Here is a 25,323-nt window from a genome sequence, read left to right as displayed (position 1 = left end):
TTCTCCTGTTTCCTCCCCACGACTACAGCCCGACCAACGACTGCTTTTAAAAGGTTGCCTAGTTAAAGTTTAACCTAAAGAAATAGTTGCCACGGAAAGAAAAACATCGTATAGTTTTCATGTGATAAATTTCGTACACGAAATATTACTTAAGAAAGGAGTGCACTATGAATAAATCACTGCATATTCGGGACTTGTTAAAACGGTTGAACAAGACATTTGGAACAATGGCCACAAAAGAACTGTCCCAATATGGTGTGACTGTCCCGCAGCTAATGGTCATTCGAGAAATACATCCTGATCCCAAAACGATCGGTCAGATAAGCAAAGCCGTAGACTTATCCTACAGCACCGTTTCTGGCATCATAGATCGTTTGGAACGAGAACAGCTCGTAGAACGTGTACGTGATGAGAATGACCGGCGTGTTGTCTGGATTCGTAAAACACCGAAGATTTCCGAGCTGTTCGCAAAGGTTGATTTTTTCTCAGAGAACTTTTACAAGCGTATTTTCCATGGATTTTCCGATGAGGATTTAGACATCATTATTCAGTCGATGGAAACATTGATTGCGAAACTAGAAGAACGAGAAAGTTGAGGAGAAACCATGAAGCGAAAACTGGTTTTGTATGTCATTTTGCTCCTGTTCGTGGCAGGTGGTGGAGGAATCGGTTACTACTATTGGTATCAAGGTGCACATTATGTAACCACACAAGATGCCCGGATTACGGGAGACATTTATCGTGTCATGCCGAAAATGACAGGCAAACTGACCGGACTCGCTGTCAAAGAAGGCGACACCGTTATAGCGGATCAAATCGTAGGGCAGCAAGATACAACCAACGTAGCAACAACCATGCTGGAAAACAGCGTGTTGCGTTCCCCCATTACAGGGACGGTAATTAAAACGCAGGCAAAAGAGGGAGAGATTGTTTCGACAGGGCAATCGGTAGCTCTCGTGATTGACGAAAGCAAATTGTACATCTCCGCCAATTTGGAAGAGACTGAAATCGAACGGTTGAAACTCGGTCAAAAAGTCGATTTTACGGTTGACGCTTACCCAGGTAAGAAATTGGGCGGTCATTTGATAGAGATCGGAAAGGCGACGAATTCTACATTTTCCTTGATGCCAGCGACCAACACGAGTGGGAACTTCACCAAGGTAACCCAGCGTATCCCGATCAAAATCGCCATAGATGACACAGCAGGCCTGGACCTCGTTGCCGGATTGAACGCCGAGATAAAAGTGCACGTGAAGGAGATGTAATCAAGCATGAAAAAAACAGCACAATGGAAAACAATCGCTGCAGTCATGGCGGCCGTTTCGCTTATTGCGGCGGGCTGTAGTGAGACATCTTCTGCATCGCAAACGAGCGAGAATGTCCCTGTCGTGAAGACGTGGAAGGTGACCTCTGCCTCTACGGGTGTCATCGCCAGTGGTAAGGTGGCGGCATCTGAGGAGATCCAAGTCGTTTCTAAAGTATCTGGAAAAGCAGCGAGCGTGAATGTAAAAGAAGGCGCAGTCGTCAAGCAAGGAGATGTACTGGTCACACTGGAGGCGGCCGATTTTCAGCAGCAAATTAATCAGGCACAGGCAGCCATTGCAGGCGCTCAAGCAAAGCTGAGAGATACGAAAGCAGGTGCACGCAATGAGCAGCTGACACAGCTTGGAAGTATTGTCACCCAGGCAGAAGCTAGCCTGAAGGTGGTCGAGAGCAACTACAATCGGATGAAAGCCCTGTTTGATGCAGGCGCATTGTCCCAGGCTGAGCTGGAGAAATCTTCTCTGGAATTGGAAAAGGCGCGCACAGGTCTTGAACAGGCGCAAGCCCAATACGATCTGGCAAAAGCAGGCCCAACTGCTGACACGGTAGCGGCTCTGCAAGCAGAAGTAAGCCGTTTGGGCTCCAATCTGGAGCTGGCAAAAAGCAATTATGACAATACCATTATTCGTGCGCCAATCACAGGTATCGTTGCCAAGCGCTCGGTTGACCCGGGAGAAATGGCAGCAGCGGGGACACCTCTCATGGTTCTAGTGAATATGGCAGATGTTAAAGTAGAAGCAAGCGTACCGGAAAACCAAATCAACCAAGTGAAGGTTGGCTCTACTGTTGATGTGAAGGTAGGCAGTCTGGGTGGGAAGGTGCTGAAAGGTACCGTTGAGTTTGTTTCTCCGATTTCGGATACCAACAGCAGTTCGTTCCCAGTCAAAGTGAAGGTAAATAATCAGGACGGCTTGCTGCGCGCAGGTATGGTAGCAGAGGTCATGCTTCAAGGCCAGGCAACAGCAGGAACAAAATTACCGACGTCAGCTGTGCTGGAAAAGGACAGCAAGCATTACGTCTATACTGTAGACGACAACGTTGTACATCAGGTGGAAGTTGCTGTAGAGAATGCAAGCGGCGACTGGACAACTGTCACGAATGGCGTCAAAGACAATGATCAAATTGTGCTGAACCCGACAGACAAACTGTCCGAGGGCAGCAAGGTGATCGCAAACTAACGGAGGTGTTGACACATGGCGGAAGCGGTGGCACACCGAGAGGAGAAAAGCGGGAACGGCGGCATGTGGCTGTCTCTTGTCGCCATCCTCTCAGGAACCTTCGTTGCGATTCTGAACAATAGCTTGATTAACGTTGCCCTGCCTGCCATGGTCAATATTTTTGGTTCAACTACTGAGACCATGCAGTGGGTATTGACCGGATATATGCTGGCAAACGCCGTCATGATTCCTATGAGCGGCTCGTTGTCCGCCAAATTCGGGGCGAAAAAAATATTTGTACTCTCCTTATCCGCATTTACTTTTTCGTCCATCCTTTGCGCCTTGGCGTGGAGTGACTCTTCGCTGATTGCCTTCCGCGTCGTGCAAGGTGTCAGCGGGGGGATGATTATGCCAATCGGGATGTCCATGATTTACATGATCGTTCCGCGTGAAAAGATCGGAATGGCTTTGGGGATATTCGGGATTGCTGCCATGACAGCCCCTGCGTTGGGCCCGACATTGGGTGGGTATCTCATCGAATTTTTAAGCTGGCAATTTCTTTTTCTGGTAGGTGTACCCTTTGGTATTTTTGCGGTGATCATGAGTATCGTTCTGCTCAAGGAAACGCCGAAAAAGCCAGAGTTGAAGTTCGACTTTTTGGGAGCGTTTCTTTCCATCGTCGGTTTCGGGACGCTGCTGCTCGCTTTAAGTAAAGGGCAAGCAGAGGGCTGGACCTCCTTTTTCATCGTCAGTCTGTTTTTCATTGCGGTAATGAGCTTGATCCTGTTTGTCTGGGTCGAGCTGGGGAAGGAAAGTCCGCTGCTTGATTTGCGGCTTTTGAAGATTCCTACCTTCACCATCAGCATTTTCACTTCCGGCTTCGTTATGATGGGGATGATGGGCGGTATCTTCCTGATGCCGATTTTCCTCCAAAACATTCAGGGCTTAACGGCGATGGAGTCAGGAATCCTGCTGATGCCGCAATCAATTGCCATGGCGATCATGATGCCAATCAGCGGAAAGCTGATGGATAAATACGGGATCGGTCCGATTGGATTGATCGGCTTGACCATCATGAGCGTCACGACGTATGAGCTGCACAATCTATCTGCTGACAGCATGCACTCGTGGATCGATATGATCTTGACCATTCGCGGGATTGGAATCGGATTGTGCATGATGACGCTGTCTACTGTAGGGATGAACGCCGTTCCGCGTGCAAGTGTGGGGGATGCTTCTCCGCTGTCCAACGTATTGCGTCAGGTCATGAGCTCGTTTGCCATTGCGATTTTGACCGTGATCATGCAGGCGCGTCAAAATTTCCACATGGCTTCCATCTCTGAAAACTTGAATACGGATATGGCGATGCAGTTTATCAGTGGTATTTCAGGAATGTATGGGCAAGTAGGGGTAGATGCGGCGAGTGCGTCAGGGGGAGCCAGCGCGATTTTGTATGGAATGATGGCAAAAGAATCGTTGGTCCAAGGTATCGGGGATACTTTCCTCGTCTCCGTTATCCCTATTGTTCTCTCGATTCCACTTCTGTACTTCCTGCATAAAAAGCCGAAAAAAACGCAACAGGTGCCAGCAACCGAGAAGGCAACAGCCTAATAGCAAGGGGCAAATTCCGCAAGTCTTATCGAAGACTTCATTGGAATTGCCCCTTTTGTCTTTCAGGACATCATTTTAAATAACCAGTACAAAATCCGTCCTGCAATGTAGCCAAGCAGAATCGTCCAGCCAATCTTCGCCCAAATACTCAGTCCCTTGACGAATTCACGCAAGCTTTTTCGGTTCTCCGGTTGCTTGTTCAATGGAGGACACTCCTTTAGCAGGTTGGTTAAAACGAATGAACACATAAATGCCGGCGATAATGATCAATCCGCCGATCCATTGCGGAGGCGTTACCACTTCACCCAAGATGAAGTAAGCGAGAATCGCAGTCCCGATCGGTTCTCCCAATATCCCCATGGATATCGTCGTCGTATTGAGCCACTTAATGATCCAGTTAAAAATAGAATGTCCAAGCAAGGTCGGGAACAGGGCGAGACAGAAGAACCAGCCCCAATCCGCAGCAGGGTAGCCGACAAGCGAATACCCGAGTGCCAGATCATAGGCGACCAGAATCACGCTGGTGGCCGTATAGACGACGAGTGTATAGGCAAAGGAGGACATATGCTGGCGAACGTACTGCCCAACCAGCCAGTAGCCCGTCACGGTGACAGCTCCCATTAATGCGAGGAAATCCCCCCACAGAGCCATGCCGCCTACTTGAAAATCTCCCCAGCCAATCACGAAGCTTCCTGCAATCGCCAGCAAGCCGCCGGATAGAGCTAAAAATCGAACTTTTTCACCAAAAAAGAAATAACCGCCGATGAATGCAAATAAGGGCTGCAAGGTAACGAGCACAGTAGAACTGGCTACAGATGTGTAGTTCAGCGATTCAAACCACAACAGAAAGTGGCTTGCCAAAAAGGCTCCGGATAAAATACAGAGTAGCCACACTTTTTTGGACATTTTTCCAATCTCTGCAAGGGCACCACGATTCCAGAATAAGAAAGGAAGTGTTAAGAGAACGGAAAAAATCAGACGGTACGTAGCAATAATCGGAGCAGGCGCATCCGATAGCTTTACAAAGATCGCAGAAGAGGAAATGGCGATCACCCCGATTAAGAGAGCCAAATACGGGGGGAATAACGGTTTTTCTAAAGATTGATTCATCAGTACACCTTCTTATGCGGGTAAGGTCATGGTTCATTATTGTAATTGTACAGTTGGATTAAAAAATTCACAATGTTATGTGTACCTTGCCGTTTGAAAGGTTTCTTTTCAATCCGGTTATCCTACTGGCATGAGAAACTTACAGGCTATTTTCCGTACCGCTGCTTTCATGCTTATCCTCATCTGTATCCCGACACGGGGCGAGGCATTGCCGCTCACGCCCTTTCATATTTTGATTGATGTTGGACATGGAGGTGTAGATTCGGGAACATCTTTTGGGGATTTGTACGAAAAAGACATCAATCTGCAAATTGCCAAACGACTCTACCAACAACTCACAGCTGCGGGTTACACCGTGGCTTTGAACCGCCACAAGGATGTCGCCCTAAGTGATGACAATCGTTGGTTAGACAACCGATCCCGCCATATACGTGACCTGGCTCAGCGCAAGAATTTGGCAAAAGAAATTGGCCCGCAGATGATGCTCAGCTTGCATGTAAACTGGTCACCCAGTCCTCGGCGCAGGGGAGCGGTTATTTTGCATCAAAATACAGAAGAAAGCTACCTGTTGGCAGAGCTGCTGCAAAACTCGCTGAACAAGCTCACAGGCACAAACGAAAAGCCAGTGAGGGGCAAGACGTACTACATGCTCCGTCATAACTACTGTCCGTCTGTCATCGTAGAGATGGGATTTATCAGCAACGCGCAGGATCGCGAAATGTTAACGAATCCCAAAGCACAAGAAAAAATCGCTCAGGCCATTACAGAGGCAGTGAGCGAATACGTAAAGCTGTCGGAAAGCAAGAAAACGGAGGCGAGCGTTGAGGAGCGCTGGTGGCGAAAATTAATGAGCAGTTTGCTGGATAAGCTTTGAAATGGTTACAAATTCGGCCTCCTTCTGAATCCGCGGGATGTACTGGCGCAGAACGGAGGCTGTTTTCTTGCCAGGGGGTCCGACATGACCAATCGCGATGCAGATCGGATGGTTTCCGATTCTTTGGCAGATCTTTTCCATTTGCTTGGTAATATGGGGGACCGTATAGATATCATCCAGAAAATATAGATTTTCTGCAAAAGGCACGCCCATTTCAGCTGCAACCTTACCTGCAACGCTCTTGTCGGTCGTTTTGCTGTCCAAATAGATCAGCCCGCGTTCTTTGACCACTTTCATAATGATGCGCATGATCCGCTCATCAGCCGTTATTTTTGAGCCCATATGATTGTTCATGCCAATCGCGTGAGGCACATCGTCTATGGCTTTCTCGACGCGACTGCGAATTTCTTCGTCGGACAGATCAGCGGTAATGGCACCGGGACCAAGCCAGGAGCGTTTTCCTTTCATCGGCTCCATCGGCATATGCAAGATGACATCGTGACCTTTTTGATGGGCGAGCTCGGCATCCTTCTTTGTACTTGGCAGAAACGGCATGACGGCGATAGTCAGAGGGACGGGCATCGATAAAATTTCCTCTGTCCCTTGCATGTTGTTTCCGAAATCATCGATAACAAATGCGATCACCTTTTTTCCAGCGGGTTTGGGCTCCACACTAGGGTTGGCCGTCGCTGGCAACCAGCCAAAGGATAGAAATAATGCGAGCAAGAGAGGAAGCGATTTCCTCCAATTCATCGAATCACCTTCCTTGTCTATTTTTTCATAGTCTGTTCAATCACCTTGTGCTTTACCCGCCATATCTACGGCTTGGCTTTGATGTTTGCCCTATGTTACGATTAAAGATAGTAGTTTTGTAACGAGAGGGGTCGAATTCCTTGAGTCATTTTGTGTTGATTGATGGAAACAGTGTTGCGAACCGGGCGTTTTATGCGCTCCCTTTGTTGTCCACATCGGCAGGACTGCATACGAACGCAGTGCTGGGCTTTACGACTATGCTGTTAAAAGTGTTGGAGGAAATGAAGCCAACGCATATTATGGTTGCTTTTGACGCGGGAAAAGTCGTGTTTCGCCATAGCGAGTATGCAGAGTACAAAGGGGGACGCAGCAAAACTCCACCGGAGCTGTCTGAACAGTTTCCACTGATTCGGGAGCTGTTGGATGCCTTCTCAATCAAACGCTTCGAGCTGGAAGGCTACGAGGCGGATGACATTATCGGTACGTTGACGAAGCAAGCAGATGAGCAAGCGTGGAAAACGACTGTCATTACCGGAGACAAAGATATGCTGCAGCTCGTGTCCGAGCATGTATCTGTGGCTTTGACGCGCAAGGGAGTCAGCGAAATCGAGCTGTACACTCCACAAGAAATTCACGAAAAGTACGGCCTGAAGCCGCTCCAAATAATTGATCTGAAAGGCTTGATGGGCGATTCGTCCGACAACATTCCAGGTGTACCTGGTGTCGGGGAAAAAACAGCGCTAAAGCTGCTGCACGAATACGGCTCTGTTGAGCAAGTACTGGAAAACATCGATAAAGTATCAGGCAAAAAGCTGCAAGAGAACCTGCGTGAGAATGTAGACAAGGCGAACATGAGTAAAGCCTTGGCAACCATTTTGCGTGAAGCGCCAGTGGAGCTGGATGTGCAAGAGACTGGCTTTGAAGGCTATGATGGCGTACCTGTCAGCGAGTTCTTTAAAAAGATGGAGTTCAAATCGCTCTTGTCCAAGATCAAAGTGGCGCAGTCAGCAGATGGAAGCGGACAAGCAGACGCCAAGCCGTTTTCGTTTGAGAGGATTTCAGAGGAAAACAAGGCGGCGTACGAGTCCAAGCTGACTTCGCCAATGGCTCTTTACATCGAAATGGATGGGGAAAACTATCATCATGCGCCTTTCCTCGGGATTGGTCTGGCTGCGGAAGATACAGTGATGTTCGTTCCGTGGGACGTAGCCAAGGAATGGAAGGTGCTCTGTGAGTGGCTGGCTGATCCGGCGAAGGAGAAGTGGGTATTTGACGGCAAGCGAGACACGGTTGGACTCGCTTGGCATGATTTAGCGATAAAAGGCATCAGCTTTGATGTGTACCTCGCTTCTTACCTGCTGAATGCGGCTGAGAGCAACCCGACCTTGGATAGCATTGCGGCACAATACGCACAGACACGGGTATTGGCAGATGAAGAGGTGTACGGCAAGGGTGCGAAGCGTCTTGTTCCTGAAATGGACGTGCTGAGCGAGCATGTGGCGCATAAAGCGGCAGCCATCTGGCAGAGCGTGCCTGTATTGCGCGAGCAGCTGGCGGAAAACGAAATGGAAAAGCTGCTCGGTGAACTGGAAGCTCCGCTGAGTATGGTATTGGCTCTCATGGAAAAGCAAGGCGTGAAGGTAAACAGTGAGCGTCTCGTGCAAATGGGGGAAGACTTGGATAAAAAGCTCGCGGGTCTGACAGATCAGATTTACGAGCTGGCGGGTGGGGCATTCAACATCAACTCGCCGAAGCAATTGGGTGAAATTTTGTTTGACCGCTTGTCTCTGCCTGTATTGAAAAAGACCAAAACAGGGCCTTCTACCAGTGCGGATGTATTGGAGAAGCTCGCCCCTTACCATCCGATCATTGATGCGATCCTGACCTTCCGTCAGCTAGGCAAGCTCCGCTCTACGTATATTGAGGGCTTGACTAAGGAAATCCATACGAAGACGAGCAAGGTGCATACGCTTTACAACCAAGCGACTACGGCGACAGGGCGCCTGTCCAGTACGGACCCGAATCTGCAAAATATCCCGATCCGTATGGAAGAAGGTCGCAAGATTCGCGAGGCGTTTATCCCGTCAGAGGACGGCTGGTATATGCTGGCGGCCGACTATTCCCAGATTGAGCTGCGGATTTTGGCCCACATTTCGCAAGACGAAAACTTGATTGACGCCTTCCAAAAAGGAATGGATATTCATACCCGCACCGCTATGGACGTATTTGGCGTGAGTGAGGAAGAAGTGACCTCGCTGATGCGCCGTCAGGCCAAGGCGGTCAACTTCGGGATCGTATACGGCATCAGCGATTACGGTTTGTCCCAAAACCTCAATATTACTCGTAAAGAAGCCGGGGACTTCATTGAGCGTTACTTTGACGTCTTCTCCGGTGTGAAGCGCTGGATGGACGAGATCGTCCAGCAGGCGAAGGCGGATGGCTATGTGACGACCTTGTTGAACCGCCGCCGCTACCTGCCTGATATTCGCAGCAGCAACTTTAACCTGCGTTCGTTTGCCGAGCGTACTGCGATGAACACGCCGATCCAGGGGACTGCTGCCGATGTGATCAAGCTGGCGATGATTCGCATGCAGGAGGCAATCGAGGAGAAGGGTCTCGCTAGCCGCATGCTTTTGCAGGTGCACGATGAGCTTGTATTTGAAGTGCCAGAAAATGAGCTGGAGGTCATGCGCAAGCTGGTACCGGAAGTGATGGAGAGTGCGCTGTCCCTCAACGTGCCGCTCAAGGTTGACGTTAGTGACGGGCGCACCTGGTACGATGCGAAGTAGGCATGCCTGGAACATAAAGATGGATAGGCAGCGAGAGGAGGAGGGCATATGCCAGAATTGCCGGAGGTAGAAACCGTCGTACGGACTCTGCGTGGTTTGGTTATGGGAAAAACGATTGAAAGAGTCAGTGTTCATTTGGCGCGTATCGTGCGTCAGCCGGATGACGTGGAAGCTTTCAAATCTCTCTTGGTGGGACAAACCATCCAGGATATCCAACGGCGGGCAAAATTCATTCAGTTTTTCTTGAACGAGGACGTGCTCGTGTCCCATCTGCGCATGGAAGGGCGTTATGGTGTGTATCAGGCGGATGATCCCGTTGAGAAGCATACCCATGTCGTCTTCCATTTTACGGACGGAACAGAGCTGCGTTATCGGGATGTTCGCCAGTTCGGGACGATGGATCTGTTCCCTAAGGGAAAGGAAACAACCGTCGGACCTTTGGCAAAACTGGGGGTAGAACCGCTAGATAAAAGTTTTACTCCTGAGGTTTTGGGGAAATTGTTAAAAGGACGGTCAACAAAAATTAAGCCGCTTCTCCTAAACCAGGAATGTATTGTAGGGTTGGGGAATATTTATGTGGACGAGTCACTCTTTAAAGCAGGCATTCATCCGGAGAAACCAGCAGGAAAGCTGACCGATAAAGAAGTTAACCGACTGCACGAAAGCATCGTCTCCACTTTGCAAGAAGCGGTAGAACAAGGTGGGAGCTCCATTAAGTCGTATGTGAACGGACAGGGCGAGATGGGAATGTTCCAGCAATCTCTATTAGTTTATGGACGAAAAGATGAGGCGTGTACGAAATGCGGGACCGAAATCATTCGGTTTGTAGTCGGTGGCAGAGGGACGCATATTTGCCCTGATTGTCAAAAGCTATAACAGTTCGACCGAGGGAGGAGGATGGGCATGATACTAGGGTTAACAGGCGGAATTGCCACTGGGAAAAGCACGGTGACAGGAATGCTTCGAGAGCGTGGAATTCCTGTCATTGACGCCGACCAAATCGCCAGAGAGGTCGTAGAACCAGGAAAACTGGCCTATGAAGCGATCGTGCGCCATTTTGGAAGAGAAATCCTATTGGAAGATGGTCAAATTGATCGAAAAAAACTAGGTGAGATCGTGTTTTCGGACGAGTCCGAGCGTCAAAAGCTGAATGCCATCGTCCATCCCGAGGTACGCCGCGTCATGCGGGAAGAGGCCGAATTAGCGGAAGCGAATGGAGCCGAGATCGTCTTTATGGATATTCCTCTGCTGTATGAGAGCAAGCTTACACATATGGTAGAAAAAATCGTGGTTGTCTATGCCCCCTACGAGATGCAATTGGCGAGAATGCTGGAGCGCGATGAATTGGAAGAAGAACAAGCACGAAAAAGACTGCGGGCGCAGTTTCCCATTGATCAGAAGAAGCAGGGCGCAGATTTTTTGATCGATAATTCTGGTTCACGTGAAGAAACCGAGCGTCAAGTGGAGGCGGTTTTAGCCGCGATTCGATCGGAGCGTCAATCATGAGTTTTGGCAAACGTGCAGCATTGATCGTGCTCGTTTTGGCGAGTGTATTTTTGCTGCTAAACACGCCATTGGTGTGGAAATGGATGTACCCGATCAAATATGAACAGCAGATTGTGACGGCTGCATTGAAATATGAGGTGGACCCTCATTTGGTATTGGCCGTCATTCGTTCCGAGAGTGGGTTTGCGACAGATCGCGTTTCGAAAAAGGGTGCGATCGGGCTCATGCAAATCATGCCAGAAACAGCGCAATGGATCGTCAAGGAGGCTGGCTTCCTTCCAAAGGACAGTCAATACTTGTACGACCCTGTCATGAACATCGAGATTGGGACATGGTATCTCGATTTTTTGCTGTCCCGCTATGATGGCGATATCGTTAAAGTCATTGCCGCCTACAACGCCGGTCCTGGAAAAGTAAACGGATGGCTCACGAGTGAGCAATGGAACGGAACTCGAGAGACGATTGAGGACATTCCATATGGGGAGACCCGTCAATATGTCCAGCGAGTGCTCTATTATCATGATCGGTACAAAAATATATACGACTTTCAATTACGTTAAAAATCATGAAAAGCCGCTTCTCTTACGGACTAGAGAGCGGCTTTTTCCTCTTTTTTTGGGTAGGGTAAATCGTCCAAATATTTATTTTTCAGTAAAACACATTGATAATTGTGTCATACTTATTATAATAAAAGTATCAGATAAGCGTAACTCAATTCGAAAGGGGTTTCTATATATGACAATTAAAATCGGTATTAATGGTTTCGGACGTATTGGCCGCATGGTATTCCGCCGCGCTATCCAGGACCCCAACATTGAAATCGTTGCAATCAACGCCAGCTATCCAGCGGAGACGCTTGCACATTTGTTGAAATATGACACAATCCACGGACGCCTGCAAAATAAAGTGGAAGTCCAAGACAACAAGATTATCGTAGATGGAAAAGCAACAGTTGTACTGTCTGACCGTGATCCGCTGAAGCTGCCTTGGGGTGACCTCGGAGTAGAGATCGTTGTAGAAGCTACAGGCAAGTTCAACAATCGCGAAGGCGCTGGCAAGCACCTGCAAAGCGGTGCGAAAAAAGTTGTGATTACAGCACCAGCGAAAGAAGAAGACGTGACGATCGTGATGGGTGTAAACGAAGGCACCTACGACCATACCAATCACCACATTATCTCTAATGCTTCCTGCACAACCAACTGTCTCGCACCTGTGGCAAAAGTGCTCAACGATGCATTTGGTATCGAACAAGGTCTTATGACTACCATTCACTCGTTTACAAACGATCAGGTGAATCTCGACAATCCGCATAAAGACCTGCGTCGTGCACGTGCAGCTAGCGAGTCCATCATTCCAACGACGACAGGAGCTGCTCGTGCAGTAGGAATCGTTCTACCAGAATTGAATGGCAAACTGAACGGTTTTTCCTTGCGCGTACCGACTCCAAACGTTTCTGTAGTAGACTTGGTGGTCAATACGAAGAAGCCAGTTACATTGGATGAAGTAAACCGCGTCCTGCGTGAAGCGAGCGAAGGCAGCATGAAAGGCTACCTCGAGTTCTGCGATGAGCCACTCGTTTCCAGCGATTTCAATGGCAACGATCACTCCTCGATCATTGACGGTCTTTCTACGATGGTAATGGGAGACAATCAGGTAAAAGTGATTGCATGGTACGATAACGAGTGGGGCTACTCCTGCCGTGTTGTAGACCTGGTTCGCCACGTATCTGAGCAGAACAATCAAGCTGCAACAAAAGAAGCAGCTGCTGTTGGTGTAAAATAAGTAGCATAAACAAAACCCCTTTGCCGAATTTCGAGCAAAGGGGTTTTTCGTTGCTTCGTATTTACGATGAGGTAGGAGATTCTTCTAATGAGTTCACGTTAAACAGATCATCATCTTCAAAGCCGACAATAAACAGTCGGATGTTCGCCTTGAGATCGAGGTCATAAGGGCTAGGGACGTCGTTTCCTCGTCCGTCTTTTATCACACGCACAGTAGGACGATGCGAATAATCCGGATCTACCCGACTCACTACCCCGACTTCTCCGGTATTCAAAACAACGCTGCTCCCAATCGGGAAGATAGCAATGTGCTTGATAAAGGCATTTACTAGATGGTGCTCGAATAGCGTACCGCCAGACCCAAACAGGTATTCTACAGCATCCTGTGGCATGTACCGCTTGCGCCATGGACGCGGGGAAGTCAATGAGTCGTAAATATCACAGAGACCGACGATTTGCGCGAATTCGTGAATTTGCTTGCCGGATAATCCTTGTGGATAGCCACTTCCATTTAGCCGTTCATGGTGCTGCAAGCAAACGTGGGCTGACAAAAGCGAGATGTCATGCTGCTTTCGCAACAAATTAAAGCCAAGCATCGTGTGTTGTTTGGCGATTTCCTTCTCTTCGTCCGTCCAACGCTCTGTTTTTTGCAACAGCTCTTCAGGAAGGCTCACTTTGCCGATATCGTGCAGCATCGCGCCTATCCCTAGGTTCATGAGCTGTGTGCGATTGTAGCCCAGAGACATGCCCACAGCAGTCGCCAGCACAGCCACATTCACGGAGTGATGGTATAACGATGGCGAATGGGAAGAGATCGTCGTCAAATGTCCAACCATTTGCTTGTTTTGCATCAGGTCGTCCAAAATTGAACTAAAGGCACGCTGAAAATGAAGGCCCATTTCTTTTAAGGAAATTTTTCTGGCCAGCTTGTTTGAGTTTGTAATTTGTTTGATCGTCTTCTCGATGGCTTCTACAGCTACTTGTCTGGTTTGTGGGCGAATCACTTCTTCCACAACGATGTCATTGGTACGGGGATCATCGATATACACCGAATCAACACCAGCTCGCTCTAATCCGGTAATGAGTCGTTCCGTTAATTGCATACCGGTTCCAAGTAGCACCTTTCCATCTTCCGTGAAGACCGTACGTCCCAATTTCATTCCAGGCTGTAGGTGTTTTAAAGATACTAAACGCATGACTATCCCTCCAACAGTACCATAATTGTACTCCATTCGACTTATGCTTTAAATAGGTACAAGGATTGACTTGACTTCTGACAGGAATATGAGGGACACTGTAGACAAGTATTGTCAGTATTGGAGTTGATTCTGATATGCGTTGTCCATTTTGCGAATATAATGGGACTAGAGTCCTGGATTCACGTCCTTTCAATCATAATAAATCCATTCGCCGCCGCCGTGAGTGCGAAGCCTGCGAGCGTCGGTTTACTACCTTTGAAATGGTAGAAGAAACACCTTTGTTAATTGTGAAAAAGGACGGAACACGCGAGGAATTCAGTCGAGACAAGATATTGCGCGGGCTGGTGCGCGCTTGTGAAAAGCGTCCCGTACCGTTGGAAGTGCTTGAAAATGTCGTGAATGACATTGAAAAAGAATTGCGCAGCTGCGGGCAAGCAGAGATCCCGAGCAATGACGTTGGGGAGAAGGTCATGGAGCGTTTATACCATGTCGATGAGGTCGCCTATGTGCGCTTCGCTTCTGTTTACCGCCAATTCAAAGATATCAATGTATTTATGAAAGAGCTGGAGGAGCTTTTGGCTCAAGCGCGAAACAGCTCGTTTCCAAAAGAATAGATGAGCTTTTCTCTGCCAGACTCGCAACATCTCCCTCGCTCTTGCGGCCGATCCGCCAGGGCTTCTTTGGCTTTCCAGCTGATTTTTCCGCGAATGAATAGGTAGTCGTGCTATAATAAAAGAATCGAATTTTGTCAGGAAGGAAAGATCTGATGCGTCGTTTAGTTTGGAACGAGTTGTTGCCGAAGGATCGTTATCTGGTGCGGATGGCAAGACCGATTGGCTTTGCCGAAATGGGCTTTGTTACGCAGCTATACTTGCCGATCATCGGTGTCGAATCGTACGCTCTCTACCAACTGCTCGCCCATGGTGTGCAGGAGGTGAGCGGAGCCTCCTCGGAGGGGACCCATCGCAGTTTGATGCTGACGACTTCGCTTTCTCTGGATCGGCTATTGGATGCGCGTGAACGTCTGGAGGCAATCGGGCTAGTCGAGGTGCGCCGCAGGGAAAATCAGCAGCGTGACTATTATTACGAGTATTTGATCAAACCGCCGCTTAGTCCGGCTGAGTTTTTTGCAGACTATGTACTGTCGTTGATGTTGTTAAACAAAATCGAAAACGTTCGCTATTCGCAACTGCGCCAGCATTATGCAGATACGCTCGGCAGTCAGTTGGATCAAGAATACACCATTGTGGAAAACGTCACGAAGGACTTTCATGATGTGTTCCAGTCGTTGAAGCCATCGGAGCTGGAAGTGAAAAAAGGATCGGAGCGGGATCAGTTTTTAACCGAGATGGACACCAGCTTCCCGCAAGCGCCGATGAAATCTGGCTACGAGGCACAAGTCAACCATTCGCTGAGTGTATCGTCCTTGCGCCTGTACCTGCCGGATAATGCCGACTCGGTTAAAGTTTTGGAAGGCAAGAGCATGGAGCTGTTGTTCTCACTATGCCATTTCTATCAGCTGGACAGCTGGGGGATGGGGCAGGAGCTGCGTGATTGGACGTTGTACAAATCGGATCGGAGTTTGGACGGAGAAGTTCTGCGCAAGCGTTTGGTACAACGCTACACGGAAGACAAGCTATACCGAACGGCACCTGCAACCGACATGGCAGAGGAGGGCTTTGGACCTGGCCGCTTGCCAGAGCCTGGCAGCGAAGCCTTTATCCGTGCTTGTCGCCAGCTATCTCCGGTGACCCTGTTGGAAAAAGTCGTCGGTGGCAGAATCAGCAAGGTCTTTTTGGAGCGGGCTGAAACGCTTGTTTTTACAGATGGGATGCAGCCGGAAGTCGTCAATGCGCTGCTGCTCCATACGCTAGCCAGCATGCAAATGGAACTGCCAAAAGCGTATATGGAGACGATTCGTGACAGCTGGAAAGCGAAACGGATTGCAACAGTTGACGAGGCAGTCAAGCAGATCCTCGAACGTGCGGATCAACGGGCACAAACAGCCGAGAAGGCAAAAGCGGGCAAGAAGGAATCGACCCCTGTCAGACGGAACGGTAGAGCCATCTTGCAGGACAAGCTGCCGGCATCTGTCGAGTGGCAGCTGTCTCAGGAGAAAACCACACCGGACGCTGAAAAGAAACAGTCCATTCAGGATTTTCCAGACTTGCAGAAAAGACTGGAAACCTTGCGAAAACGGAAATAAGGAGTGTGAGGGAACGTGGAATCTATCAGTGAGTTCATGCAAGAGCTCGCCAAACGAACGCCGCGTCAGTTGCTGACACCGGATCAGCAGTTAGATAAAATGTTCCGTTCGTCAGCGTATTTAAAAGCATTTCAACAAGAGCATCCCGCATTGACCAGAGACGATTACCTTCGCTCGCTCTCCAATATCTATACGGCAGTCAAGGAGCAGTATTGGTGTGAGCGTTGTCCGGGTCTTGGCGAATGCCCGAATCTGGTCAAGGGGCATAGCACGCATTTGGAGCTGGCTCACCAGCATATTATCAGCTCGATGACGCCCTGTTCCAAGCAGCTGTCGCACGAGGAAGAGATTCGCCGCCGCCGACTGATGCGCAGCTACTACGTTTCCGAAGAGACCTTGAACGCGAGCTTTGAGGGCTTGGTCATTGACTCCGGGAATTTGGCTACCGTAGATGCGGCGATTCAGTTCTGTGAAAAAGTAGGAACAGGCGAGCGGGTAAAAGGACTTTATTTGCACGGTCCGTTTGGTGTTGGAAAAAGCTACATCATGGGAGCAATCGGTCGTGAGCTCTCGGAGCGCAATGTCGCTTCCTTGCTGGTGTATGTGCCTGACTTTATCCGGGAGATGAAGGATTCTATCTCAGATCAATCGTACGCGGGGAAGCTGGAGCTGCTGAAAGAAGTACCTGTACTGATCCTCGATGATATCGGTGCGGAGAACCTGACGCCATGGGTTCGGGACGAGATTTTGGGGGTTATACTGAATCAGCGGGCAAACAACCATTTGCCTACGCTGTTTACTTCCAACTACTCGCTGAATGAACTGCAAGAGCATTTGTCTATCTCCAACGGAAATCGGATCGAACAAACAAAAGCGGCTCGCATCATGGAGCGAATCCGCCATTTTGTCGATGTGTATGAAATTTTACGCGAGAACCACCGTTCCTAGCACTTGTGTAAAGAGGCGAGAGAGCTCCCAATATGTGAGAGCGAGTACTTCTCTCGCCTTATGATACGGTCCGAATAGGACCTGTGACGTCGTCCCTACGGGAGAGGCGACAATTCCCAGTGAATCAGCCATGATCATGGCACGGGCCAAATGATAGTCGTGGCTGATGATCAGGGCGTCCTGAATATGATGCTCCTCCAAGACCTGCTGGCCGTACAGCAGGTTTTCGTATGTGCTGGTAGACTTGCTTTCTAGCAAAATGTCCTTTTCGGGAATTCCTTTGGCCACCAAGTAATTTCTGCTTACAGCAGCTTCCGTGATCGTTTTTCCTTCACCAAGGCCGCCTGTAACCAACAGCTTCGATACATAGCCTTCTTCATACAGGATCGCCGCCTGCTCCAGACGTTCGCGCAGACCAGGACTAGGTCCCTCACCCCAGACCGCTGCGCCAAGGACAATGCCGACGGTTGCGTGTCGGGCGTTGGCCTTCTCAATTGTCTGTTCGATGCGGTACAAGTTGTAGCCCGACCATATCAGACCGAGCAGCGTGACAAGCCCCAACAAGATCCATATCCCGCGCCAGCAAGGACGCTGTGCGTTTATTGTTCGATTTTTCATTCTTCGAAATCTCCCTCGTAGTCGCTCTCTTTATTTAGACGTTTGAAATGGGAGCTAGTTACAAACCTTGACACACGCCTGACACGAAAAACTAGTAAATTGTTCCTTGCACTTTGCCGATATACTAATGGTGGAATGGTTTCGAAGAACAGCAAATTTCATACTTGCGAGGGAGGCTAGCAATGTTCTGGAAAAAAACGATGCTCTTGTTTCTGGCCGTCCTGCTATTAGTGGGGACAGGAAACGCAGGGGTAGGATTGGCTGCCGATGAAATCAGCCGACTCGTTCTGTCCAAGAACGAGGTAACATTGGAAAATGGAGATTCTACCAACCTGACGGCTACCGCTATTTATGTGAGCGGAAAAACGGAAGACGTCACCGTCAAGACAGAATGGACGACACAGGATGCGAATATCGCTTCTGTTTATGCCGGACAGATCACAGCCAAATCGGTAGGGAAATCTACCATTACCGCTACTTACATGGGTAAGCCTGTCGTAGTGGGTGTGAATGTAACCAAAAAGGTAAAGGCACTGACAACAGAAGATCAAACGTTGAACGTACGGATCGGCAGCACGGCAAACGTAAAGCTGACAGCTGTATACAGCGATGGGACAACAGAAGACGTAACGACTAAAGCAGACTGGTCCATCGATAATCCTGCGATTGCGACAGTAGTAAATGGAGCAATCAAAGGTCTGAATTCAGGATCAGGTACTGTGACAGCAAAATTCGGAAGCCAGTCGACAACGATCTCTGTAAACGTCGAGATCGCCCACAGACTGGAGCCTAGCAAAAACCAGGTGTCACTTTTGCTGAACGGCGAAGAAAAAATCAAGCTCAAGGCCATTTTCCCGGATGGAAGTGTAACGGAAGATGTATCTGACAAGGCTGATTGGTCTTCAGACAATACCGCTGTAGCCGATGCGCTCAAAGGCACGATCAAGGCTTATGGCGCAGGTACAGCAACCATTACGGCGAAGTATGGAACAAAAACAGCGACGATCAAAGTCGATGTGGATACAACGCAAAAGCTGGAACTCAACAAGCAAAACATTTTCATGAATGTAGGCAAGGAAGAAGACATCGAGCTGAAGGCAACCTATGCCAATAACGGCGGTTCCACAGTAGTGAACGATAAGGCCGAATGGTCCTCCGATCGCGAGGATGTTGCTTACTACAGCAACGGAAAAATCCATGCGGTGAAGTCCGGTGAAGCGGTGATTACTGCGAAATACGGAAACAAATCCGTTCAGGTACGTGTAGATGTAGAAGTACCTCGTTCCTTGTATATCGTTCCTGCTTACTTGACGATGAAAAGCGGATCAACGAAAGACGTAATTGTAAACGCGTCCTTCGCTAATGGTACGAGTGAAGACATCACTTCAAAAGTTGAGTGGTCTTCGGACAATGCAGATGTCGTATTTGCAAGCGGCAAGACCGTATCCGCCTACAAGGCTGGAACGGCGAATGTAACGGCTAAATACGGCGGGAAAACAGCGACACTGGTTGTCGATGTAGATGTACCACAAAACTTGACCGCAGATATCACGACAGTAGCGATCCCAGTGGGTGGCGCGAAGCAAGTGACGGTAAAGGCTTCGTATCCAGATGGAAGCTCTGCTGAAGATGTCACACAAAAAGTCGTTTGGTCATCTAGCGCACCTAACGTAGCAAGCGTGCGTCAAGGCTTGATCACAGGTGTGTCCACAGGTGCAGCGACCGTAACAGCAACATACGGAACACGCACGGTAAACATTTCCGTATCCGTTGGCGTCATGCAGACATTGACGGTAGACAAGAAAAAGATCGTGCTTGGCAATGGCAAGTCCGAAACCGTTAAGCTGACAGCAGCTTACGCAGATGGAACGACCAAGGATGTAACAGATACAGCGACATGGAGCACAGCTTCTGCTGCTGTAGCAGAAGTAATGAACGGGAAGATCACTGCGACAGGAGCAGGGAAAACGACCGTAACAGGTACCTTCGACGGCAAGTCGGTTACGATTGCGGTAGAAGTAGACCAAGCGACGAATCTCTCTGTTGATCCTCGCATGCTGATCCTGAACGTCAATGAATCAAAAGACATCAAGCTGAGCGCAACAGACTCCGCTGGCAATTCGGACAATGTGACCAACGATGCAGAATGGTCCTCGTCCTCGCTGAAAGTAGCGGATGTGGTAAACGGCCGCGTAACAGGTCTCTCAAACGGACGTGCCACGATCACCGCGAAATACGGTGGCAAATCGATCAGCATCCCAGTAGAAGTCGGAATCGTGAGCAAGCTGGAAGCAAACAAGCGCTTTGTATCGACGAAGTCGAACAGCAACGTACAAGTAAGCTTGACCGCTACCTTCTCCGATGGCCGTACTATGGATGTTACTAATCTGGCTGACTGGAAAACGAGCAACTACAAGGTAGCTGACGTAACCAAAGGCCTCGTTTCAGGACGTGCCTACGGAAAAGCTACGATTACAGCGAAGTACAACGACAAGAGCGTGTCCATCCCAGTAGATGTTGATACGTTGAAATACTTGAAGACAGATGTCGTTCAGCTCGTGATGAGCAAAGGCGAAACAAAGCAAGTGAAAGCCATCGCGACGTACATGGATGGCTCTGAGCAAGATGTCTCCAAGCCAGCTCTCTGGACCACTTCTCGCCTGTTGGTAGCTGATGTGAAAGATGGCATCATCAAGGCTACAGGGTCGGGTAAAGCGACGATTTATGTGCAATATGGTGGGAAGAAGACACCGATTGTGGTGACTGTGAGATAGTGGGTTGATGGGGAAAAGAGGAAAGCCAACCGGGTGGGATCGGTTGGCTTTTTTCGAGGTTTTTTTCAGTAGGGACGGGGATTTATCAGTTTTTTTCGCTTGCAGTGTACGGCGGGCGTATGCTATACTGATTTCACTGAGGCGGTAAACGCTGGAAGTACTATACATATGGGCCCTTAGCTCAGCTGGGAGAGCGCTACACTGGCAGTGTAGAGGTCGTCGGTTCGATCCCGATAGGGTCCACCATATAAGTAACTACGGAAACGGCAGAGATGCCGTTTTTTTGTTTTGAAGTTATGTTTCTGAATTAAATAACAGATGTGGAGTGCTTTGAGTTGCTAGTAAGAAAGTAGTGTCTGGATCCATATTCCAATACTATGTCAGGGTTCAATCCCTTAGTTACATTCCACTATAAAAATTTGGAAGAAACTTGACAGTCAGTGCTCTTTTTGAGGCGCTTACAGGCAATGCTCCATATTACAGTAGTAAGGGAAAAATAGCGATAAGGTACATATGATGAATATTAGTTGTCGGAATTTGTTGATTTAATTTCGTTACTATTTAAACTACCATGATATACTAAGTCTAAAATACTAAGCCTAAAGTGCGATAATTATATCACATATAACGTTAGGTGATTATGTAAATAAAATGGAGGGTAGTCAATGAAAATTAGCGAAATTTTCAATCTTGGAGTACAACAAGTTCAGCTTGATTTTGTGGATATCAATCTAAAAAAAGATTACCCATTGTACATAGATCCATACTTAATTTCAACTAGAACTGATCCATGGTCTATAGAGGTAGATCGAACAATAAAAAGTTTTTTCTCAAAAATAGCAGAACATATTCGAAATGATGAGCATGCTAAAGCAATTGAACTGTTTCAATTTATGTCAGAGCCTAAAGAGACTTGCCTAGGTATCAGCCGTACAGGTACTGATAACGGTAGGGGAGTAGGTGAAGAAAATGCAACTGGAATAATAAAGGAGATTATTAGAAGTAAAGCAATTGAAACGGGTGTTGTTCAAAATATTGAAGATATTATTGTATTCGTTGATGATGTAGATAAAGATAAACTTTCTGATATGACCACAAATATTATCAGGAAGCACTTGATAGATTATACAAAAGAACAATGTAAAATATGGGGTATCCCTTTAACAATAAACGAGTCTTTACCTTACTGGGATCCTATTGAAGAAGATTGGGTTACTTGCCAAGATGAATTGCTTTTCTATAAAGGACGTGAGTTAGTATTAGTTCCAAAAGCGATCGTGTCTTATATCTCCGAGTATAACGCCCAGAAGTATGGCTGGCACTTTGTTATAAGCGAAGAGCGTGATGAACAGTTAAGACGAAGAAGTGCTCTGGTAAAATTTAAGAAATACAAAAACGGAAAAGAAAAGTATTTTCTTCCAAAGAAAGATGTCGACAAAGCAATTAGTAAACAAATTGCCGATGGTGAGTTTGAAAGTAGAAAAGATTTTTTAAGACAGTACACTCAAAATAAGCCAGAGCTTTTTGAGAGGTTCAGAAAAACACGAACAGGGACAGTGAAGTCTCTGTCAAACGATGAAATAATGCAATTTACAGGGCATGAGGATATAAATAAAATTATTGATGCGTTAGTAATGAATCTTAAGAGTATCCCAATAGGCACAAAACATGCTTCAGAGTATCACAAATTTATCAGATCAGTATTGGAAATACTTTTTTATCCTCATCTTAACAACCCAACTATTGAAGAAAAACTTCATCAGGGAAGAAAACGAGTAGATATTGTGATGAACAATATTTCTTGTAGCGGCTTCTTTTATAGGCTACAAGACATAAATAAGATTTTTTGTCCTTATGTTTTTATTGAATGTAAAAATTATGGAAAAGATATCGCAAATCCGGAATTGGATCAGTTGTCTGGGAGATTTGCCTTTAATAAAGGTAAATTTGGAATATTAATGTGCAGAACTATAGTAGATAAGAAGTTACTTTATCAGAGATGCTCAGACACCTTTAAAGATGATAGGGGTTTAATCATTCCTTTGGACGACAATGATATAATTGAAATGCTTGAATCAATAAAAAATGAAGAAAAAGATGGGATCGAAAAATCTCTCGAAATGATTAAAAGAATAATAATCTTAAACGGGTAGTTCTAAAACAATATTCCTGTTTTTTTATCCAGTCGATCTAAAGCTACTGTTCCAACCGCAGCCAACACTTCAATCAAATCGTAACTAAAATAAACTGTTCAAAAGTATTATGCATACTACGTAGTCAATTATGTAAATTGGCAATCTTGTGTGCGTCCGGCATGGGTGATAGTTGAGAGTCCTGAAAGGGGAGTTTATTTGTGAATAAGGATATGGGCCAGAAAGGAATGACAATCACACAAATTTCCAACGGAGTTGGGGAGAGATCTAAAGACAATCCGTAACTGACTGAAAAAAGCAGAGGCAACAACCTACTAAGGAAAATCTGCAATCGGATGTATTTATCCCCTTTCAAAACTTATATTCGTTAAAAGAAAAGTATGTCTGTAAGCGATGGTGCTGTTAGATGAAATCAAGGGACAAGGATATCCTGGAGAAATAACTACACTACGCCTGTCCATGAATCCAATTCGACATACTTTTATGGTTGATTTTTTAAGAAGGGCTCCATTAAAAAGATTATATAAAGAGGGTGTGATTCTACTTAAATCATACCCTCCTTCTGTTAAAATCAATTTGCCATTCGAATAATATATTTCTCAACTTCATACTTTTTCCAAATTGGAAATAATAAACTCTTTAGCTCATCTAAAATAGCTTGATTTATGGCTAGAGACGGCTGTCTTATAGTATACCTAATGACCTCAAGAATGCATCTACATATTAAATCAATAGTGATTTCATTATATTCATGTTGATCAATGGTGTTTATCTTATGCTTGAGAAATTGAAGTATGCCTGATTGAGTTCGAATTTTATCACAAGATAATTTCCCTCCTATATAATCATATGCATAATCAGGTAATAATGTATGGAGAACTAATAAGGAAAGGGCTTCGTAAGTTTTTTTTGCTTCGATAGGAGATATATAAATGTTTTGATTACTAGTGAAAAAGACTTGTAAATTTCCAACTAAACTATTTAATTCAGAAAGGTTAGTTATTGTCCCTAAACTATGTTCAAAATGAGCGAAACTTGAGAAATTGATGTATTGATTTATATCAAATTGATTTTGAAATTCGGCATATGTAATAGTTCTCTTAAACGATTTCTTTTTTTTTACGATCTCAGTGTAATAAATTACATAAGGAATAAACTTTTTCGTCATCCATAAGTAAGCCTCTTTAGCCCCCCAAGCAGTTTTCATATTTATTAAATCTGGCTGTTCTATTGGTTCCCAAACAATACAAACCGATTCATCTAAGTGCATAAAAGAACTATATACGTTATTTTCAGAATGAACGGGATAAAAACGTGATAGTATTGTATTATTTGGATAAATAACAATAGTGCCGTTTGTTGCATTAAAAATATGCCACTCTGTATTACCTTTAGCATAATCGAATTCCCATGAAAATTGAACAAGCAAATTCCAAAGATGTCGATTCATTTCAAACATGTTAACAGAGAAATTTATTGGGTTAATTTTATTGAAGTTGCAAGTTTCGTATTGTTTCTCTAGAGACTTAAATTTATTAATGTATACGTTAGAAAATTCATCGACTATTTGACACAATTCCTCAACTTCATTTTCTAATAATGTAAACCGATTATTTCCTATTTGAACATAATAAATATTCGGGGAGTACTGATTTATAAATGGGATAAAGCCTCTTTTACCCAATTGTGGTTTAGTGTTAAGACCTTTAAAAAGTTGTTGAATAATTTGATGGTGATTTAATGTAATCATACAGTCACTCAAAAATAGACTGCGAAACATCAGCAAACAACAACCTTGTTCCTTAAATGATCTAGGTAAATAAGCATCTAAACTTACTGAAGGCAGGCTGAGTACAAAATGATCATCTGAGACGAAATGCTTTTCTTCAAAGCTATCTCTTTCATTATTAATAAACTCAATTAACTTTGATATTTCTTCTCTGGGATTAGTAGAAGAAATCACATGGTTGCTAATAATGGCAAGAGATCTTTCAATGTTTTTATACGTTTTAAGTTGTTCTATGCGTTTTGAAATTTTTTGAACTTTAGATTTTGCTTGTTCTATATAGTGCAACACTGTATTAACATCATATTCTTTATCTCCTTTGGCAGTATTAGCATCAAAACTAGACGGGACTAAATTATCAAGATTATTAATATCAAACTCCCCAGTATAATTTTTGATATACTTCAATAAGATGTCAGATTTATTCTCGAATGACTGAGGTATGATATGGTCTATGGTACAATTTAATAAATTCAATCTTTCTTTAGTATAGAAGCAAACAAAATTGTGAGCCTCAAGTATTGCAAATTTTACTATAGGATCTCTTGGATTTACTTTCATCTTTTCACCAGCCTTAATTAATAGTGCTTTAATTAATTTAATTATAATTTTTGGAGGTACATCTCTATTTTAACAGTTGAATCGAAAGTAGTTGTTAAGTCTCAATTTTTGATCAAAAGGTTTACCATTTTCCATATATGAAATGAAAAAACTTTATCAGGTTTAATATCGTTT

Annotated in this window: 21 protein-coding genes and 1 tRNA gene; 16 read left to right on the top strand and 6 right to left on the bottom strand. The window is 46.1% G+C overall.

Annotated elements, in window-relative coordinates:
* Positions 1 to 167 precede the first annotated feature (167 nt).
* Genes C7R94_RS22495 through C7R94_RS22480 form a run of 4 tightly spaced genes read left to right on the top strand, consistent with a single transcriptional unit; the run spans position 168 to position 4,091 of the window.
* Positions 168 to 596, top strand: coding sequence for a MarR family winged helix-turn-helix transcriptional regulator (locus tag C7R94_RS22495; RefSeq protein ID WP_012685124.1), 429 nt, complete (start codon positions 168 to 170; stop codon positions 594 to 596).
* A 9-nt stretch (positions 597 to 605) separates the two neighbouring features.
* Entirely contained in the window at positions 606 to 1,265 is a 660-nt protein-coding gene (locus C7R94_RS22490; RefSeq protein WP_047070629.1) for an HlyD family secretion protein, read from the top strand.
* 6 nt (positions 1,266 to 1,271) lie between these two features.
* Complete coding sequence (locus C7R94_RS22485) at positions 1,272 to 2,501, top strand: efflux RND transporter periplasmic adaptor subunit (protein ID WP_106784887.1); 1,230 nt, start codon at positions 1,272 to 1,274, stop codon at positions 2,499 to 2,501.
* Positions 2,502 to 2,516: 15 nt separating this feature from the next.
* Entirely contained in the window at positions 2,517 to 4,091 is a 1,575-nt protein-coding gene (locus C7R94_RS22480) for a DHA2 family efflux MFS transporter permease subunit (protein WP_106784885.1), read from the top strand.
* A 62-nt stretch (positions 4,092 to 4,153) separates the two neighbouring features.
* Here C7R94_RS22480 and C7R94_RS30090 read toward each other — a convergent pair whose 3' ends face one another.
* Both C7R94_RS30090 and C7R94_RS22475 read right to left on the bottom strand, forming a co-directional pair.
* Positions 4,154 to 4,294, bottom strand: coding sequence for a hypothetical protein (locus C7R94_RS30090; protein WP_157966774.1), 141 nt, complete (start codon positions 4,292 to 4,294; stop codon positions 4,154 to 4,156).
* The gene (locus tag C7R94_RS22475; RefSeq protein ID WP_106784883.1) at positions 4,257 to 5,201 is read right to left on the bottom strand and encodes a DMT family transporter; all 945 of its coding nucleotides are present in this window, start codon (positions 5,199 to 5,201) and stop codon (positions 4,257 to 4,259) included. Before C7R94_RS22475 ends, C7R94_RS30090 begins: the two co-directional genes overlap by 38 nt.
* A gap of 130 nt (positions 5,202 to 5,331) precedes the next feature.
* On the opposite strand from C7R94_RS22475, the gene C7R94_RS22470 reads away from it, so the two are divergent.
* Positions 5,332 to 6,075: an N-acetylmuramoyl-L-alanine amidase family protein gene (locus C7R94_RS22470; RefSeq protein ID WP_106784880.1), complete on the top strand. Its 744-nt coding sequence runs from the start codon at positions 5,332 to 5,334 to the stop codon at positions 6,073 to 6,075.
* Here C7R94_RS22470 and C7R94_RS22465 read toward each other — a convergent pair.
* Positions 6,046 to 6,828 (bottom strand): divergent polysaccharide deacetylase family protein, encoded by a 783-nt coding sequence (locus tag C7R94_RS22465; protein WP_106784878.1) that lies wholly within the window; start codon positions 6,826 to 6,828, stop codon positions 6,046 to 6,048. The genes C7R94_RS22470 and C7R94_RS22465 overlap by 30 nt on opposite strands.
* A 140-nt stretch (positions 6,829 to 6,968) precedes the next feature.
* Between C7R94_RS22465 and polA the strand changes: the two genes are divergently transcribed.
* The 5 genes from polA (at position 6,969) to C7R94_RS22440 (ending at position 12,905) form a co-directional block, all read left to right on the top strand.
* A complete protein-coding gene (polA, locus tag C7R94_RS22460; RefSeq protein ID WP_106784875.1) occupies positions 6,969 to 9,617 on the top strand; it encodes a DNA polymerase I in 2,649 nt (882 codons plus the stop codon).
* Between the two features lie 48 nt (positions 9,618 to 9,665).
* Positions 9,666 to 10,493 (top strand): DNA-formamidopyrimidine glycosylase, encoded by an 828-nt coding sequence (mutM, locus tag C7R94_RS22455; protein WP_047070636.1) that lies wholly within the window; start codon positions 9,666 to 9,668, stop codon positions 10,491 to 10,493.
* 21 nt (positions 10,494 to 10,514) lie between these two features.
* The gene (gene coaE / locus C7R94_RS22450) at positions 10,515 to 11,123 is read left to right on the top strand and encodes a dephospho-CoA kinase (RefSeq protein ID WP_047070637.1); all 609 of its coding nucleotides are present in this window, start codon (positions 10,515 to 10,517) and stop codon (positions 11,121 to 11,123) included.
* Positions 11,120 to 11,683 carry a lytic transglycosylase domain-containing protein gene (locus C7R94_RS22445; protein WP_106784873.1) on the top strand — a complete coding sequence of 188 codons (564 nt, stop codon included), beginning with the start codon at positions 11,120 to 11,122 and terminating at the stop codon, positions 11,681 to 11,683. Before coaE ends, C7R94_RS22445 begins: the two co-directional genes overlap by 4 nt.
* 175 nt (positions 11,684 to 11,858) lie before the next feature.
* Positions 11,859 to 12,905 carry a glyceraldehyde-3-phosphate dehydrogenase gene (locus C7R94_RS22440; protein ID WP_106784870.1) on the top strand — a complete coding sequence of 349 codons (1,047 nt, stop codon included), beginning with the start codon at positions 11,859 to 11,861 and terminating at the stop codon, positions 12,903 to 12,905.
* Between the two features lie 61 nt (positions 12,906 to 12,966).
* On the opposite strand, the gene C7R94_RS22435 is transcribed toward C7R94_RS22440, so the two are convergent.
* Positions 12,967 to 14,100 (bottom strand): HD-GYP domain-containing protein, encoded by a 1,134-nt coding sequence (locus C7R94_RS22435; protein WP_106784868.1) that lies wholly within the window; start codon positions 14,098 to 14,100, stop codon positions 12,967 to 12,969.
* Between the two features lie 137 nt (positions 14,101 to 14,237).
* On the opposite strand from C7R94_RS22435, the gene nrdR reads away from it, so the two are divergent.
* The 3 genes from nrdR to dnaI all read left to right on the top strand — a co-directional run bounded on the left by nrdR (position 14,238) and on the right by dnaI (position 17,257).
* On the top strand, positions 14,238 to 14,717 hold the full coding sequence (gene nrdR, locus C7R94_RS22430; protein WP_012685137.1) for a transcriptional regulator NrdR: 480 nt from the start codon (positions 14,238 to 14,240) through the stop codon (positions 14,715 to 14,717).
* 152 nt (positions 14,718 to 14,869) lie between these two features.
* Positions 14,870 to 16,309, top strand: a complete 1,440-nt coding sequence (locus C7R94_RS22425; protein WP_106784866.1) for a replication initiation and membrane attachment family protein — start codon at positions 14,870 to 14,872, stop codon at positions 16,307 to 16,309.
* Between the two features lie 15 nt (positions 16,310 to 16,324).
* Positions 16,325 to 17,257, top strand: coding sequence for a primosomal protein DnaI (dnaI, locus tag C7R94_RS22420; RefSeq protein ID WP_088906362.1), 933 nt, complete (start codon positions 16,325 to 16,327; stop codon positions 17,255 to 17,257).
* Here the strand turns inward: dnaI and C7R94_RS22415 are convergent.
* Complete coding sequence (locus tag C7R94_RS22415) at positions 17,234 to 17,875, bottom strand: YdcF family protein (RefSeq protein WP_106784864.1); 642 nt, start codon at positions 17,873 to 17,875, stop codon at positions 17,234 to 17,236. The genes dnaI and C7R94_RS22415 overlap by 24 nt on opposite strands.
* 182 nt (positions 17,876 to 18,057) lie before the next feature.
* Here C7R94_RS22415 and C7R94_RS22410 point away from each other — a divergent pair, with 182 nt between their 5' ends.
* From C7R94_RS22410 to C7R94_RS22400, 3 genes are all read left to right on the top strand, one after another.
* Positions 18,058 to 20,649, top strand: a complete 2,592-nt coding sequence (locus C7R94_RS22410; RefSeq protein ID WP_106784862.1) for an Ig-like domain-containing protein — start codon at positions 18,058 to 18,060, stop codon at positions 20,647 to 20,649.
* A 170-nt stretch (positions 20,650 to 20,819) separates the two neighbouring features.
* Positions 20,820 to 20,895, top strand: a tRNA-Ala gene (locus C7R94_RS22405).
* A gap of 419 nt (positions 20,896 to 21,314) precedes the next feature.
* The gene (locus C7R94_RS22400; RefSeq protein ID WP_047070645.1) at positions 21,315 to 22,802 is read left to right on the top strand and encodes a hypothetical protein; all 1,488 of its coding nucleotides are present in this window, start codon (positions 21,315 to 21,317) and stop codon (positions 22,800 to 22,802) included.
* 571 nt (positions 22,803 to 23,373) lie between these two features.
* Here the strand turns inward: C7R94_RS22400 and C7R94_RS22395 are convergent.
* Positions 23,374 to 25,149, bottom strand: coding sequence for an HNH endonuclease (locus C7R94_RS22395; RefSeq protein ID WP_047070646.1), 1,776 nt, complete (start codon positions 25,147 to 25,149; stop codon positions 23,374 to 23,376).
* Between the last annotated feature and the right edge of the window lie 174 nt (positions 25,150 to 25,323).

Source organism: Brevibacillus sp. NRRL NRS-603, assembly GCF_003013445.1.
Taxonomy (GTDB): domain Bacteria; phylum Bacillota; class Bacilli; order Brevibacillales; family Brevibacillaceae; genus Brevibacillus; species Brevibacillus formosus.
The sequence above is the reverse complement of the archived record's forward strand: the minus strand, read 5'-3'. Positions and strand labels throughout refer to the sequence as shown.